We start from the raw sequence: 12,996 nt of genomic DNA, 5'->3' as shown, positions 1-12,996 counted from the left end.
AGTTGATGGCCTTGCCCGGTTCCGGCCCGGAACGGACCCTCTCACCTCTACACATAAAGGGTAGATAAGCGCAGAATGTACACAGGCGGCGCTTACCGCACACCGCACCAGAGCGGTCAGGCCAGTAGTCAAAGGAGACGAGTCATGGCCAACGTCTCGCACACCAGAGGGGACATCACCAGCCACCCCGATGCTCCGGAAATGCGGGAACGCTACGCCCGCATGCTCGGCGGTCGCGATGTGGCGCTCGTGGACGGACCGGTGTTCCTCCTCGGTCTGTACTGCGCCGTGTCCCCTTGGATCCTCCACTACACGACGAGCCAGCCCGCCCTCGTGACCCACAACCTCATCGTGGGCATAGCGATCGGTCTGCTGGCCCTCGGATTCACCCAGACCCCTGAGCGCATGTACGGCCTCAGCTGGGCCTTCTGTGCGGTCGGCATCTGGATGATCATCGCTCCCTGGGTCGTCGGCGACAGCCCCGACGCCGGTGTGGCGCTGAACAACATCATCATCGGCGCCCTCGCGGTGATCCTGGGGCTGATGTGCACCGTCACGGCGGCGAAGAGCGCGCCCAGGCCGTAGAGGACCCGGCACCGGAGACAGCACGAGACAGCAGGGCCGGTCCACCGGACGTGGACCGGCCCGTCACCTCAGGCACGCCCCGAGTTCGCGCCGGTGCCCCGCGACCCACCTCTCCGCGGCCCGCACCTCGTCCACCGCCCCCCGCTCGCGCAGCCCGATCATGGCCCGCTCCCCCCGCAGCGCCCCGGCTTCGATCCCCCTCCAGCAGCGGCCCTGCCACCACAGCACCGTGTCCAGCAACCCGTCCCGCTCGTCGACGCCGTAGGCATCGCAGATCAGCCGCATGCGGCGAGCGGCCTCCCGTACGTCCGTGACGCCCGGCCCCAGGTCGAGGTACTGCCAGCAGACATGGGCGAGGTCGTGCATCCGCTCGCCCGGAGCTGCCAGGTCCCAGTCGATGAACGCGACGGGCCGCCATGCCGCGTACACCGTGTTCTTCGGCGCGAGGTCGTTGTGACAGACGACGTCCCGGTCGCCGGCGAGCGCCGTGCCGTGCGTCAGGTCGTGGAAGGCGCGGACGAGTCGGGCAACCTCCGTGAGGGCCTCGTCGGTCCGGGCCGCGGCGCGCTCGCGCGGGGTCACGGCGGCCTTCCCCTCGATGTGGCCGAAGGTCTCCCGGCCGAGCTCGTCGACACCGAGGAACCGCGGCGCGCCCTGCCAGCCCGCGCTCTCGAACAGAGCGAGCAACTCCCTTACGAATCCCGACCGTTCGGACGGAGTGCGCCGCACGGTCCCGCCGACCCGGACGACGTCGTTGACCGCGCCGCCGCCGAGCACCGACTCCTCCATCCGACCGCCTTCCCGGGGCAGGATCGGCCCATGGACCCGAACCGAACCCTCACCCTCGTCCCACCGGTGCGTCTCGAAGGCTACGGCGTCCGGCTGCGCGAGTGGTCCGACGCCGACCTCGCCCACCTGGTCGCGCTCTACGACGATCCCGAGATGGCCCGGTGGACTCCGGTGGCCTCGCCGTTCGACCTGACGGCGGCGCGAGCGTACCTGGCCGGGGCGCGGGAGGGGCAGGCCGAGGGGCGGAAGGTCCAGTTGGCCGTCACCACCGACGGGGTCCTTCCCCGGGGTGAGGTCCTGCTGTTCCGCAGCGGTTCGGACGAACGGGACGTGGAGCTGGCCTACGGCGTCGGACCCGCCCACCGGGGGCAGGGGTTGGCCGGACGGGCGGTGCGGCTGGCCGCCGAGTACACGCTCCGGGAGATCCGGCCGCGCCGGGTGGTACTGCGCATCGACGCCGCCAACGCGGCCAGCGAGGCGGTCGCCCGGTCCTATGCGTTCGAGCTCACGGACGAGCCACCGGTCAGGAGGGTGTCGCGGGGCCGCGAGGCCGTCCTGCGCACCTGGCGACTGCGCTCCTGAAACTCCACGGCTCGGCGCGGACTTGGCGTGCCGCTCGCGCCGTACGGATCACACGGAGGTACTGCTTGCCGGGGGACGCGCCGGGGTCGGCAGGACGACCGGCCGCGGGGAGGGAGCTGCACGGCGGCGTCCGCGAGGCGCGGATGCTGGACGAGCGTGCGCCCGTCGGCACGCTGCGCGTGGTGACCGACGGGCGCACGGTGATCGACATCGCGGCCGAGGTGACGGCCGCCACCGGGTGGGTCCCGGCCCGGATCAGCTGACGTTCAGTGCCGTGTCGTCGATGACGAACGACGTCTGGAGCGTGGAGCCCTCCGTGCCGGTGAACTTGAGGGTGACGTTCTGGCCGGCGTAGCCCGCCAGGTTGAAGCTGCGCTGGGTGTAGCCGGAGGCCGCGTTGAGGTTCGAGTACGTGGCGAGGGTGCTCAGTACCGTGCCCGAGCTGTTGAGCACCTGCACCTTGAGGGTGTCGTAGGCGGTGCTGGTGGTGGTCTCGGCCGTGTCGACGTGCAGGTAGAAGCTGAGCGTGGCCGTCGTGCACCCGGACGGGACGGTCACCGACTGGGACAGGGTGTCCGTGCGCGCGGAGCCGTAGCCGTCGAGCCAGGCGAACCAGGAGCCGGTGCGGGCGGACTCGCCGCCGGCATTCGTGATCACGCCGCTGCTCGCGGTCCAGGTCGAACTGCCCGACTCGAAGCCGTTGTTGCCGAGGAGCTGCGCCGACGTGCAGGTGGAACCGCCGCCGTCCCCGCCGCCGCTGCCGCTCGCTCCGGACAGCCATTCCGTGGCGTTGAGGGCGAGGGCGGCGTTGGTGGCGCCCGAGTCGTTCCAGCCGTCGTAGAGGGTGTTGCCGGACTGGCCGGTGCCGTCGTCGATGGGTGAGCTGTCGCCCCAGAAGGCGACGCGCCCGCTGCCGAAGGTGCTGGTGGCGAAGAAGGCGCCGGTGTTGCCCGAGTAACCGGTGCGGTAGAGCAGGCCCTTGACGTTCGCGTTGTCGGCGGGCTTGAGGGTGGCCGTGGTGCCGCTGGCGATGAGGCTCTTGGTGACGGTGCCGAAGGAGCCGTGCAGGACGGGGTTGCTGCTGTCGCTGATGGCCGAGGGGTAGTCCGAGCTGATGCTCAGCGAGTCGATGGAGAAGCCGAACGGGTCGGTGGAGTCGACGCTGTTGTTGGTCATCAGGTCGTTGAGGATCTCGACCGCGTCCTCGCCGTCGTTGTTGCGGTCGGCGCCGGTGTGGTCGGAGATCATGAAGAGGCCGCCGCCGTTCTTCACGAAGGTCATGATCGCCGTCTTCTCGGCGGCCGTGAAGAGCGTGTTGGGCTCGGGCAGGACCAGGGTGTCGAAGTTCGACAGGTCGGTGGTGGAGGAGCCGCCGTAGGTGAGGGCGCTCGTCGAGGTCTTGAGACTGTAGCCGCCGGTCTTCTGGAGGGCGACGCCCCAGGAGGAGAGGGCGCCGGTCCAGTTGGTCTCGGCGGAGGGCGAGGAGTCCTGGCCCAGCGGGTCGGGCTGGCTGGTGGAGATGATCCAGTCCGCGTTGCCGGCCGTCTCGGCGTGGGCGTTGTCGAAGAGGATCCGGTGCGGGGTGGCAGCGGCGGCGGGGGTGGCGGTGGCCTGCATGACGACGCCTGCGGCGACGAGACCGAATCCGGCGAGGACGGCGCCGAGTCTGTGACGGGGAAGGGCGAGCCCGAGCATCCGGCATACCTCCGTGAGGAGTTGGGGAAGGGTGATGCGGGGACGGGAACTACGCGCATAGATAACGCGATGTTTTTGAACGGTACATGACATACAGATGGCTGAACAGAACCGATCAGGTCCGCGCGACGAGGATTGACCCGGTGTTGACCGACGGTTGGGACACAGCCTGCGCGCCGCCCTGGCCGCAGGAGTGCGGCGCACCGAGGTCCCGTGGTGGTAAATCCCGTTGCGGACGCCGGGGCCCGACGGCAGGCTTCACGCGCCCGCCGCCCCTCCCTCCGTGACGGAGACGCACTTGTCCTTCGACATCACCCCCCTCGCCGATCCCCGGCCTGCCGCCTCCAGCCGCCGTCTGGCCTGGCTGGCCTCCGGCGACGACGGTGTCCCGCTCGGGTCCGCCTTCCTGCGGCTGTTCACGAGGGCGGGGCAGGAGCACCTCGCCGAACTGCGACTCGCGGTGCACGGCACCGAGCGGCGGCAGGGCGTCGGAACCCGGCTTCTGGAGGCCGCCGTGGACGCCGCGAGGGTGGAACGGCGGCGGTCCGTGATCGCCCAGGCGGAACAGGGCTCCCCCGCCGATCTGTTCCTGGCCGCACGGGGCTTCAGGCAGGTCCTGGCGCTCACGTACACCCGGCTCCCGCTGGCCGACGTCGATCGGTCCGCGATCGACACACTCCTCGAACTGCCCCGTCCCGGCTACCGGTTGACCCAGTGGGAGGGCACGGTGCCCGACGCGCTGGCGCAGTCGTTCGCCCACTCGCGGCGGGCGATGGACGACATGCCGATGGAGGGCACGGACTTCGGCAGGGTCGTCTGGGACGTTGAGCGGGTGGTCGCGGCGGCGGAGGCCGTGGCGCGGCGCGGTGAGCTGCTGCACACCGTCGCCGTGCTGGACGAGGCGGACGGCAGCGTGGTCGGCTTCTCCGAACTGGTCGTGCCGGGCGACGGGTCGGGCGACGGCCGGCACTACGGCACGGCCGTGCTCCCCGGACACCGTGGGCATGGCCTCGCCCGCTGGATGAAGGCCGCGGCCATCAGCCACGCCCTCGAACGGCACCCGGGACTGGCCGGGCTCCGCACCGACACCGCGGACAGCAACAAGCCGATGCTCGCCGTCAACGACTCCCTCGGATACGTGCCGACGCACAAGGCCCTGGAGTACCAGCTCGACCTGTGATCACCGGGTCGTCGCGGCCCGCAGCGCGGCCAGGCCCGCACGGCCGGAGGGGTACACGGGCGTCCAGCCCAGTTCCCGCTCGGCCTTCCGCGCCGACACCCGCATGCTCGACGAGAACATCGTGTGCGCGTACCCCATCGGCCTGGTCAGCCACAGGGGCACGGACATCGGCTTCGGCAGCCCGAACTCCGCGGCCACGCACAGCAGATGGGCACGGAAGCCCATCGGGGTGCGGTCCGCGATGTTGTACGCCTGCCCGGCGCGCCCGTGTTCGACCGCGGCGGCCACCGCGCGGGCCGCGTCGGTGAGTTCCACCCAGGGCAGGGCCCGGCCGTGGTCCGCGGGAGCGGGCAGCTGCCGCTTGCGCAGCAGAGGCAGCAGGGCGTCGGTGCCGCCGGGGCCGTAGAAGAGGCCGAACCGGAGCGCGACACCCTCCAACCCTGGCGCACCGAAAGTGAGTTGCTCCTTGACCCGCATGCCGGCGAGATGCCGCTCCAGTTCCGGGTCGGTGCCGCGCGGGCCGAACTCGTCGTCCTCGGTGATCGGTTGGTCGCCGAAGTCGCCGTAGCCGTATCCGAAGACCATCGACTCGGTGACGAAACGGCGTGCTCCGGTGGCCCGGGCCGCCTCGATCAGATGGGCGGTGCCCTCGGTGCGCAGGGCGTCGGTGGCGTACATGTCGCGGTGGCGCACGGGCGGCTTGCGCAGGGCGGTCGCCGCGTGGACGACCGTGTCGAAATGCTCGCCGTCCACGGCCCGCAGCAGGGCGTCGCGGTCCATGAGATCGGCGCGCACGCCGTTGCCCTCGCCCCGGCCCAGTCCGGTGACCTTGTGACCGGCGTCGGTCAGGGCCCTGGCGATGTGGCGGCCGAGGACGCCGCTCGCGCCTGCGAGGAGGATGTTCTGGTGCTGGTTCGTCGTCATACCGGTGCGACGGACCGGGCGGGCCCGGATGTGACATCCGCGCCCACTGGACGCTACGGGTGGTACACGTGCGGCTGTGTGATCGACAGCGGCTCGAACCCGAGGCGTTCCAGGATGGGGCGGCTCGTGGCCAGCGCGTCGACCTGGAGGTAGCGGTATCCCCGCTCCACTGCGGAGCGGGCACGGTGGGCGACCAGGGCGCGGTAGATGCCACGGCCGCGCCAGCCCTCGACGGTGCCGCCGCCCCACAGGCCGGCGAAGCGGGTGCCGGGCACGAGCTCCATGCGGGCCGCGCTGACCGGCTCGTCCCCGGCGAGCGCGACGACCGCGACGACGGTGTCGGGATCGTCCCGCAGCCGGGCGCGCAACTGGTGCCGCAACCGGGTGCTGTCGGTGCCGAAGGCCTTCTCGTGCACGTCCGCCACGAGGTCGACGCCCGCCTGGTCGGTGACCGGCAGGAAGCGGATCCCCTCGGGCGGCTCGACGTCCAGGGTGAGATCGGCGACCTCGGCGATCATCAGCGTCTCCTCGGGCTCCGGGGTGAACCCGGCGGCCCGCAGCCGCTCTCCCAGGTCGACGGGCAGGTCGTGCCCGTACAGCTTCCACTCGAACTCGCGGCCGAGCCGGGTGTAGTACGCGATCTGCTCGGCGATCGCCCGGTCGGCGCTCGCCTCGTCCAGGTCGGACCAGACGACACCGTTCCAGCCGTGCTCGGCGGCGACCTGGCGGACCACCCTGCCGACCCGCTCGACACGGGCACCGGGACCGTCCGGCTGGGCGCCTTCGCGCATGTTCCGGTCGAAGAGGGCGAGTACCGCGACATGATCCATGGGCTCACTCCATCACCCGGAGGTCTCCGCGGCAATGCCGTTTACGGCCGCCCGGCCTCCTCGCGCACCGCCGCCAGGTAGGCGCTGAGCCGGTCGCGGTTGCGGGCCAGGCAGTCGATCCGGGCCTGGATGCGGTCGACGTGGGCCTCCAGGAGGGCGGCCGTCTCCGGGGTCAGGTGCTCGGGCGCCAGCAGGATCTCCTCCGGCGCCGACAGGTACGGCAGGATCGTGCGGATCATCTCCGTGGTCAGGCCGGAGTCCAGCAGACCGCGGATCTGCTGGACGTCCCGGACGGCCGCCTCGCCGTAGGCGCGGTAGCCGTTGTCGGCCCGCTCGGGGTGGAGCAGGTCCTGCTCCTCGTAGTAGCGCAGCAGCCTGGTGGGGACTCCGGTACGACGGGACAGTTCACCGATTCTCATCACGCGCTCCCGGCTCGCCCTTGCCTTCACACTGATGTGAGGGTCCGAGCATGGTCGCATGTTCACCCTCTCCCCGGCCAAGGGCACGGCCCTGCCCGCCTCCGCCCCGCTGCCGTGGTCCGGGCTCCTCGCCCTGTCTACGGCCGCCTTCACCGCTGTGCTGACGGAACTGCTGCCCGCGGGCCTGCTGCCCCGCATGGCCGCGTCCCTGGGCGTCTCCGAGACCCGGATCGGCTTCCTCGTCACCGGGTACGCGGCCGCGTCCTTCGCCTCCGCCGTCCCGCTCACGGCGCTGCTGCGCGGGCTGCCGCGCCGGCCGGTGCTCATCGGCGCTCTGCTCGGGTTCGCGGTGAGCAACGCGGTGGTGGCGCTGTCCTCCTCGTACCCCTTGACGTTCGCCGCACGGCTGGTGGCCGGCTGCATGGGCGGAATCCTCTGGGCGATGCTCGCCGGGTACGCGGCCCGGATGGTGCCGGCCGGGCGGCGCGGCCGGGCGATCGCGATCGTGCTCGCCGGGATCACCCTCGCCCTGTCCCTGGGCGTCCCCGCCGGTACGGCGCTGGCCGGGGCGGTGGGCTGGCGCACGGCGTTCGGGCTGCTGGCCGGTCTCGCCGTGCTGCTGGTGGGCTGGGTGCGGTGGCGGGTTCCCGGTCTGCCGGGCGAGGCGCCGCACGCGCGCGTGCCGCTCGTCCGGGTCGCCGCGCTGCCGGGCGTCCCCGCCGTCCTGTGCGTCACGCTGTTCCTGCTGGTGGGGCACCAGACGATGTACACGTATGTCGCGCCGTTCGCGGCGCATGCCGGCTTCGGCCGTACCGGAGTGCTCCTGCTGGTGTTCGGAGCGGCCACGGTGGTGGGGATCTGGCTCACCGGGATGCTGGTGGACCGGCATCCGCGGTCGGCGCTGCTCGGCGCGCTGGGGTTGTGCGCGGCGGTGATGCCCGTGCTGGGGCTGGCCGCCGGGGTGCCGGGCCTAATGCTGGTCGCGGTCGCCCTGTGGGGCGTGGCCTTCGGGGGCGCGCCGACGCTGATCCAGACGGCGCTGGTCGACGCCTCGGGCCCGGAGCGGGCGGACGCGGCAACGTCGTTGCAGACCACGGTGTACAACGCCGGGATCGCGACGGGTTCGCTGACCGGCGGCGTGGTGCTGGCGGACCTGGGCGCGGGCGCCCTGCCCTGGACGGCACTGCCGCTGGTCGTGACGGCCCTCGCGGTGGTCGGCCTCAGCAGGCGAAACGCGTTTCCGCCGAGGCGGGGATGCTCCTAGGCCCATCGCACGGCCGTGAAGGACACCGAACTGCCCTATCTGCGCCGCTGGGTCGAGCCGGCGGCCGAGGCGCTGGAGGCCGGGGACGAGCCGTTCGGCTCGGTCCTGGTGGGCGCCGAGGGCGAGATCCTCGCCGAGGACCACAACCGCGTGGCCTCCGGCGAGCACTGTCGGATGTGCGCCGCCGCGCACGCCTGGGTGGGCCTCGGACGCATCGTGTACGTCGCCTCGTCCGAGCAGCCGGCCCAGTGGCTGGGCCAGTTGGGCGTGCCGGCGCGACCGGTGCGGACCCTGCCGGTCAACGAGGTCGTGCCCGGTGTGGTCGTGGCGGGCCCGGTGCCCGAGTTCACGGAGCGTGTACGGCAGTTGCACCATCGGTTCCACCGGCGCTGACGCCCGACTTCCCGGGATGCAGCACCTGTCCCCGGTGCCTACGATCGAAGAGGATCCCGGACCTGGTCGAGGGCCCGGTCTCCTCCAACGGCCAGTGGGGGGAGGCGCTTGCCCGTCCAGTCCGCACGTCGGCCGATGGCCGTCCCCGCCCCGCGCGCACACCGGTGTCGGTTGTCATCGGACTCGCCGGCGTCTGCGCCGTGCTCGTCGGCATCCGGCTGCACCGGTCCGCCCACCCCTAGCCCTGGGCCTGGGCGACACGTACTACCACGTCATGAACGTCCTGGAGGAGTACTTCGCCGCCTCCGACCCCTTCCGCGGTCGCCGCGTTCCTGTCGCAGGAGGGCATCTACGTGACGCTCGCCGCCCACCCGCTCGTGACCCGCGACCGGGTCGGTTTCCGGGCGCAGATCACGGCGCTCGACATCGACGAGGACATCGACCGGCTCAACGCCACGCTGACCGCGCCGGCGGAACGCTTCCGGCTGCGGCCGAGGAAGTGAGGAGGTGGATACGGTGACGACGACGCACAACGACGACGTGGACTGGGACCGTTGGCCGGTCGCCGACTATCTCGCCGAGAACTACCGGGAGTTGCATCACGCGGACGCCGAGGTGATCGCCCACCACTCCGCGTTCTACCGGCGTCTGCCCCCGGGCGGGATCGCCCGCTCCGTGGAGTTCGGTGCCGGGCCCAACCTCTATCCGCTGATCCTGGCGTCCGCCGCGAGCCGTCGGGTGGATGCCGTCGAGGCAGGCGCGGGCAACGTTGCCTATCTGCACCGGCAGATCGTCTGCGGGCCGGACGCGAGCTGGCTGCCGTTCGACGCCCTGTGCCGGCGCCTCAACCCCGACCTCCCGAGGACCCTCGCCGCGTCGCTGGCGCAGGTGCAGGTCATCCACGCGGACGTCCGGGAACTGGAGCCGGGCGACTACGAGCTGGCGTCCATGCACTTCGTCGCCGAGGGGGCCACCGAGGACCGGGCCGAGTTCGCCGACCTCTGCCGGGCCTTCGCCCGCTGTGTGGTGCCGGGCGGGTACCTGGTGGCCGCGTTCATGGAGAACATGCCGACCTACCGCATCGGGCCGACCTCGCGCTGGCCGGGCTGTCCCGTGAGCCCGGCGACCGTCACGGAGGTGTTCGCCCCCCTCACCCGGGAGCTGTCCGTCACCCGCGTCGACACCGATCCGACCCTCCCGGACCACGGAGACTCCGGGATGGTGCTGCTCACGGCGGTGACGGCGGACCGGCGGGGGTGAGCGGGCGTCCCCGCTCGTCCGGAGGCGTGCTGTGGGAGGGACGCTTATCGTGATCGGAGGGCGCCGATGGGCGTCCTTGGAGGCATGGATGCTCGCCAAGGTGACGAGGCGACGATGCGCTGTGTCCGGAGCTGTCGGGCTGGCCCTGCTCGGCGCCGGGCTGCCGGCCGTGGCCGCGGACGGCTCCGGACCTGACCTGTCGCGTTTCTACGGCCAGAAGATCAAGTGGTCGAAGTGCGTGGGCATGGAGGCACCGAAGGATCTGCAGTGCGGAAAGGTCACTGTTCCCCTCGACTACGCGAAGCCCCACGAGGGCAGCCTCGACCTGGCACTCGCCCGCTACCGGTCCACGGCCAAGCACAAGCGCGGTTCGGTGCTGATCAACTTCGGCGGCCCGGGCGGCCCGGGCGTGCCCGCGCTCGCGGGCGCAGGCGACGATTTCATGGGTCTGACGGACGAGTACGACGTGGTGTCCTTCGACCCGCGCGGAGTGGGCCGGTCCTCGCCGGTCAGCTGCGGCGCCGGCACCGACGAGGCGCTGGCGGCCACCGACGACGAGACGGCCGTCGCGCAGAATACGCGGGCCGTGCTCGGGAGGCTGCGGGATGCTGCCGCCGAGTGCGCCAAGCACTCCGGGCCCGTGCTCCGGCACATCGGCACGGTGAACGTCTCCCGCGACCTGGACATCATGCGCCAGGCCCTCGGCGACAAGAAGCTCAACTACCTCGGCTTCTCCTACGGGAGCCGGCTCGGGGCGGTGTACGCGACCCAGTTCCCGAAGAAGGTGGGACGGCTGGTGCTGGACGGTGTGGACACCCTCACCGAGCCGCTGTCCGAGCAGGGCGTGGCGGGCGCGGCCGGGCAGCAGACGGCACTGGAGGACTTCGTCGGCTGGTGTGTGAAGGACGTCGCCTGTCCGTTCGGCACCGACGCACGCGGTGCCCGTGAGCAGGTCCTGCGGCTCGTGGCGTCGCTGGACGAGGACCCGGTGCCGACGGATTTCGGCCCCGACTTCACCGGACAGGACCTCGTGGGCGCCATCAGCCAGGCCCTCTACAGCGAGGATCTGTGGCCCTCTCTGGAGCGGGCGCTCGCCGAGCTCGTGGAGGACGGCGACACCACGGGGGTCCTCAGCTTCGCGAGCGGCGGCTCCGGCGTCCTCACCCGTGCGCGCCCGCTCTCCGACGACCCGACGCACGCCCCCCTCGTGGACGCGGAGGACGTGCCGCTCGACAATCTTCCGGCGGCGCTGATGGCGGTCAACTGCGCGGACGATCCCGACCGCCCCGGCGCCGACCGGATCACCGCGGACCTGCCCCGGCTGCGGGCCGCCTACGAACAGGCGTCCCCCGTCTTCGGCCGCTACAGGCTCACCGAGTACCTCATGTGCTTCGGCCGTCCGAAGGGCACCGACTTCATCCGCGAGAAGGTGCGCGACGTCCCCACCGCGAAGATCCTGCTCGTCGGCACCCGGGGCGACCCGGCGACGCCGTATCGCTGGACCGTGGAGACCGCCAAGCGCCTCGGCGACTCGGCCGTCGTCCTCGACAACAAGGGCGAGGGCCACACCGGCTACGGCTCCTCCAAGTGCGTGCACCGCAAGGTCGACGACTTCCTGCTGTACGGCAGCCTGCCGCCGAACGGCAGCTCGTGCGGGGCCGAACGCGACGAGTGAGGCACCCCCTGGTCCCCCTAGGGCTCCCAGTACGCGAGCCGGCGCATGGCCGTCGCCGCACCGGTGAAGCTGTCCTCGCCCAACGCCTCGCGCAGGTCCGCGTTGAAGCGGCCGATCTCCGGCTGGGACCCTTGATGTCGAGCCCCGCCGCGGTGAGCCGTCCGACCAGTGCGGTCACCGCCGACTCGCGCGGTCCGAGCGCCGCAAGATCATAAATTCCACCATGAAATACCCTGAATGCCCGATCAAGTTGCCCCAAATGCCTGATCGGCCGATCGGCCCTATGGTGCTGTTATGGAGCACGCACTGAGCCCTGCGACCCTCTCCGAACTGCGCCGCCCGCGCGCCTATCCGGCGGTGTCCGTGCTGACGCCGACCCACCGCCGCGAACCCGAGAACGCCCAGGACCCGGTCCGGCTGCGCAATGTGGTGGCCGAGGCCAAGAAGCAGCTGGAGACCGACCCGGCGGTCCCCCGGGATCGACGCATCGACGTGGCCCGACAGCTCGACCAGGCCCTCACCGAGATCGATCTGGCGCACTCCGAGGACGGACTGGTGATCTTCGCCGCGCCGGGCGAGCACCAGGTGTGGTCCCTGGCCCGCCCCGTTCCCGAGCGCGTGGTGCTGTCGGACACCTTCCTGACCCGCAACCTCGTCTCCGCGCAGGCCTCCGAGCGGCCGTTCTGGGTGCTGTCGGTCTCCGCCGACCGCGCCACCCTGTGGAACGGCGGCGTCGACCGGGTCGCCGAGCACCGCGGCGGCGGCTTCCCGCTGACCAGGACCCGCCAGAACTTCGACGCCGAGCGACTGGAACGGATCGGCGACATGCCGAGCACGTTCCGGGACGAGGACACCCGGCACTTCCTGCGGGACACGGACACCGCGGTGGCCAAGCTTCTGCGTGAGGAACCGCGGCCGCTGTACATCACCGGCGAGACCGCGGCGCTGTCCGCGCTGGACGATGTCGGCAGCGTCACCAGGGACGCGGTGCACGTCCCGCACGGCGGTCTCGCGCACGGCACCCCGGACGCGGTGTGGCAGGCGGTCGGCCCGCTGGTCGCCGCGGAGGCCCGCAAGAGCGCCGACGCGGTGACCCGCGAGCTCGAATCGGCGCGCGGGCGGCGGGCGTTCGCGGCCGGCGTCGACGAGATCTGGCAGAGCGCCCGGGAAGGCCGGGTACGACTGCTGGCTGTCGAGGAGAACTACCGGGTGACCGTCCGCGACGGGGGCGGCGACCATCTGGTCCCGGCCGAGAGCGGTGACCTCGACGCCCGCGAGGACATCGTGGACGAGATCGTCGAACAGTGCCTGGAGACCGGCGCCGACGTCCGCTTCGTGCCGGACGGCACGCTGGGCGGCGTCGACGGGATCGCCGGGGTACTGCGGTACTGAGCGGGAGA

Annotated in this window: 15 protein-coding genes; 10 read left to right on the top strand and 5 right to left on the bottom strand. The window is 71.7% G+C overall.

Annotated features, from left to right (window positions below; all coding sequences use genetic code 11):
* Positions 1-144: 144 nt before the first annotated feature.
* A complete protein-coding gene (locus D1369_RS38425; RefSeq protein ID WP_007379839.1) occupies positions 145-585 on the top strand; it encodes an SPW repeat protein in 441 nt (146 codons plus the stop codon).
* Between the two features lie 63 nt (positions 586-648).
* Here the strand turns inward: D1369_RS38425 and D1369_RS38420 are convergent, their stop codons facing one another.
* Positions 649-1,374: a phosphotransferase gene (locus tag D1369_RS38420; RefSeq protein ID WP_118082935.1), complete on the bottom strand. Its 726-nt coding sequence runs from the start codon at positions 1,372-1,374 to the stop codon at positions 649-651.
* A 30-nt stretch (positions 1,375-1,404) separates the two neighbouring features.
* Between D1369_RS38420 and D1369_RS38415 the strand changes: the two genes are divergently transcribed.
* Both D1369_RS38415 and D1369_RS38410 read left to right on the top strand, forming a co-directional pair.
* On the top strand, positions 1,405-1,956 hold the full coding sequence (locus D1369_RS38415; protein WP_118082933.1) for a GNAT family N-acetyltransferase: 552 nt from the start codon (positions 1,405-1,407) through the stop codon (positions 1,954-1,956).
* A 65-nt stretch (positions 1,957-2,021) separates the two neighbouring features.
* Entirely contained in the window at positions 2,022-2,219 is a 198-nt protein-coding gene (locus D1369_RS38410; protein WP_007379841.1) for a hypothetical protein, read from the top strand.
* On the opposite strand, the gene D1369_RS38405 is transcribed toward D1369_RS38410, so the two are convergent.
* Positions 2,212-3,651 carry a hypothetical protein gene (locus D1369_RS38405; protein ID WP_007379842.1) on the bottom strand — a complete coding sequence of 480 codons (1,440 nt, stop codon included), beginning with the start codon at positions 3,649-3,651 and terminating at the stop codon, positions 2,212-2,214. The two genes, D1369_RS38410 and D1369_RS38405, sit on opposite strands and share 8 nt — an antisense overlap.
* A gap of 298 nt (positions 3,652-3,949) precedes the next feature.
* On the opposite strand from D1369_RS38405, the gene D1369_RS38400 reads away from it, so the two are divergent.
* The gene (locus D1369_RS38400) at positions 3,950-4,831 is read left to right on the top strand and encodes a GNAT family N-acetyltransferase (protein WP_037898865.1); all 882 of its coding nucleotides are present in this window, start codon (positions 3,950-3,952) and stop codon (positions 4,829-4,831) included.
* On the opposite strand, the gene D1369_RS38395 is transcribed toward D1369_RS38400, so the two are convergent.
* From D1369_RS38395 to D1369_RS38385, 3 genes are read right to left on the bottom strand one after another with little or no spacing between them, the layout of a single operon-like run.
* A complete protein-coding gene (locus D1369_RS38395) occupies positions 4,832-5,755 on the bottom strand; it encodes an NAD(P)-dependent oxidoreductase (protein WP_118082931.1) in 924 nt (307 codons plus the stop codon).
* 53 nt (positions 5,756-5,808) lie between these two features.
* Positions 5,809-6,585 carry a GNAT family N-acetyltransferase gene (locus D1369_RS38390; RefSeq protein WP_007379845.1) on the bottom strand — a complete coding sequence of 259 codons (777 nt, stop codon included), beginning with the start codon at positions 6,583-6,585 and terminating at the stop codon, positions 5,809-5,811.
* Between the two features lie 41 nt (positions 6,586-6,626).
* Positions 6,627-7,004 carry a MerR family transcriptional regulator gene (locus D1369_RS38385; protein WP_037898870.1) on the bottom strand — a complete coding sequence of 126 codons (378 nt, stop codon included), beginning with the start codon at positions 7,002-7,004 and terminating at the stop codon, positions 6,627-6,629.
* Between the two features lie 58 nt (positions 7,005-7,062).
* On the opposite strand from D1369_RS38385, the gene D1369_RS38380 reads away from it, so the two are divergent.
* The 6 genes from D1369_RS38380 (at position 7,063) to D1369_RS38355 (ending at position 12,988) form a co-directional block, all read left to right on the top strand.
* On the top strand, positions 7,063-8,268 hold the full coding sequence (locus tag D1369_RS38380) for an MFS transporter (RefSeq protein ID WP_007379847.1): 1,206 nt from the start codon (positions 7,063-7,065) through the stop codon (positions 8,266-8,268).
* A gap of 15 nt (positions 8,269-8,283) precedes the next feature.
* Positions 8,284-8,661, top strand: coding sequence for a nucleoside deaminase (locus D1369_RS38375; RefSeq protein ID WP_007379848.1), 378 nt, complete (start codon positions 8,284-8,286; stop codon positions 8,659-8,661).
* 353 nt (positions 8,662-9,014) lie between these two features.
* Positions 9,015-9,164: a hypothetical protein gene (locus D1369_RS38370; RefSeq protein ID WP_007379849.1), complete on the top strand. Its 150-nt coding sequence runs from the start codon at positions 9,015-9,017 to the stop codon at positions 9,162-9,164.
* Between the two features lie 13 nt (positions 9,165-9,177).
* Complete coding sequence (locus D1369_RS38365; RefSeq protein WP_106433463.1) at positions 9,178-9,921, top strand: methyltransferase; 744 nt, start codon at positions 9,178-9,180, stop codon at positions 9,919-9,921.
* 88 nt (positions 9,922-10,009) lie between these two features.
* Positions 10,010-11,596, top strand: coding sequence for an alpha/beta hydrolase (locus D1369_RS38360; RefSeq protein ID WP_037898872.1), 1,587 nt, complete (start codon positions 10,010-10,012; stop codon positions 11,594-11,596).
* A gap of 294 nt (positions 11,597-11,890) precedes the next feature.
* Positions 11,891-12,988 carry a chemotaxis protein gene (locus D1369_RS38355; protein WP_118082929.1) on the top strand — a complete coding sequence of 366 codons (1,098 nt, stop codon included), beginning with the start codon at positions 11,891-11,893 and terminating at the stop codon, positions 12,986-12,988.
* Positions 12,989-12,996: the final 8 nt, after the last annotated feature.

It is taken from the genome of Streptomyces sp. CC0208 (genome assembly GCF_003443735.1).
GTDB classification, from domain to species: domain Bacteria; phylum Actinomycetota; class Actinomycetes; order Streptomycetales; family Streptomycetaceae; genus Streptomyces; species Streptomyces sviceus.
This window is presented reverse-complemented; position numbering and strand designations above follow the sequence as displayed.

What these genes read in the sequence shown, in the direction of transcription:
- D1369_RS38395 (WP_118082931.1), bottom strand. Translation starts at nt 5,755, where the DNA reads ATGACGACGAACCAGCACCAGAACATCCTCCTCGCAGGCGCGAGCGGC.
- D1369_RS38415 (WP_118082933.1), top strand. Translation starts at nt 1,405, where the DNA reads ATGGACCCGAACCGAACCCTCACCCTCGTCCCACCGGTGCGTCTCGAA.
- D1369_RS38385 (WP_037898870.1), bottom strand. Translation starts at nt 7,004, where the DNA reads ATGAGAATCGGTGAACTGTCCCGTCGTACCGGAGTCCCCACCAGGCTG.
- D1369_RS38425 (WP_007379839.1), top strand. Translation starts at nt 145, where the DNA reads ATGGCCAACGTCTCGCACACCAGAGGGGACATCACCAGCCACCCCGAT.
- D1369_RS38420 (WP_118082935.1), bottom strand. Translation starts at nt 1,374, where the DNA reads ATGGAGGAGTCGGTGCTCGGCGGCGGCGCGGTCAACGACGTCGTCCGG.
- D1369_RS38360 (WP_037898872.1), top strand. Translation starts at nt 10,010, where the DNA reads ATGCTCGCCAAGGTGACGAGGCGACGATGCGCTGTGTCCGGAGCTGTC.
- D1369_RS38390 (WP_007379845.1), bottom strand. Translation starts at nt 6,585, where the DNA reads ATGGATCATGTCGCGGTACTCGCCCTCTTCGACCGGAACATGCGCGAA.
- D1369_RS38355 (WP_118082929.1), top strand. Translation starts at nt 11,891, where the DNA reads ATGGAGCACGCACTGAGCCCTGCGACCCTCTCCGAACTGCGCCGCCCG.
- D1369_RS38405 (WP_007379842.1), bottom strand. Translation starts at nt 3,651, where the DNA reads ATGCTCGGGCTCGCCCTTCCCCGTCACAGACTCGGCGCCGTCCTCGCC.
- D1369_RS38380 (WP_007379847.1), top strand. Translation starts at nt 7,063, where the DNA reads ATGTTCACCCTCTCCCCGGCCAAGGGCACGGCCCTGCCCGCCTCCGCC.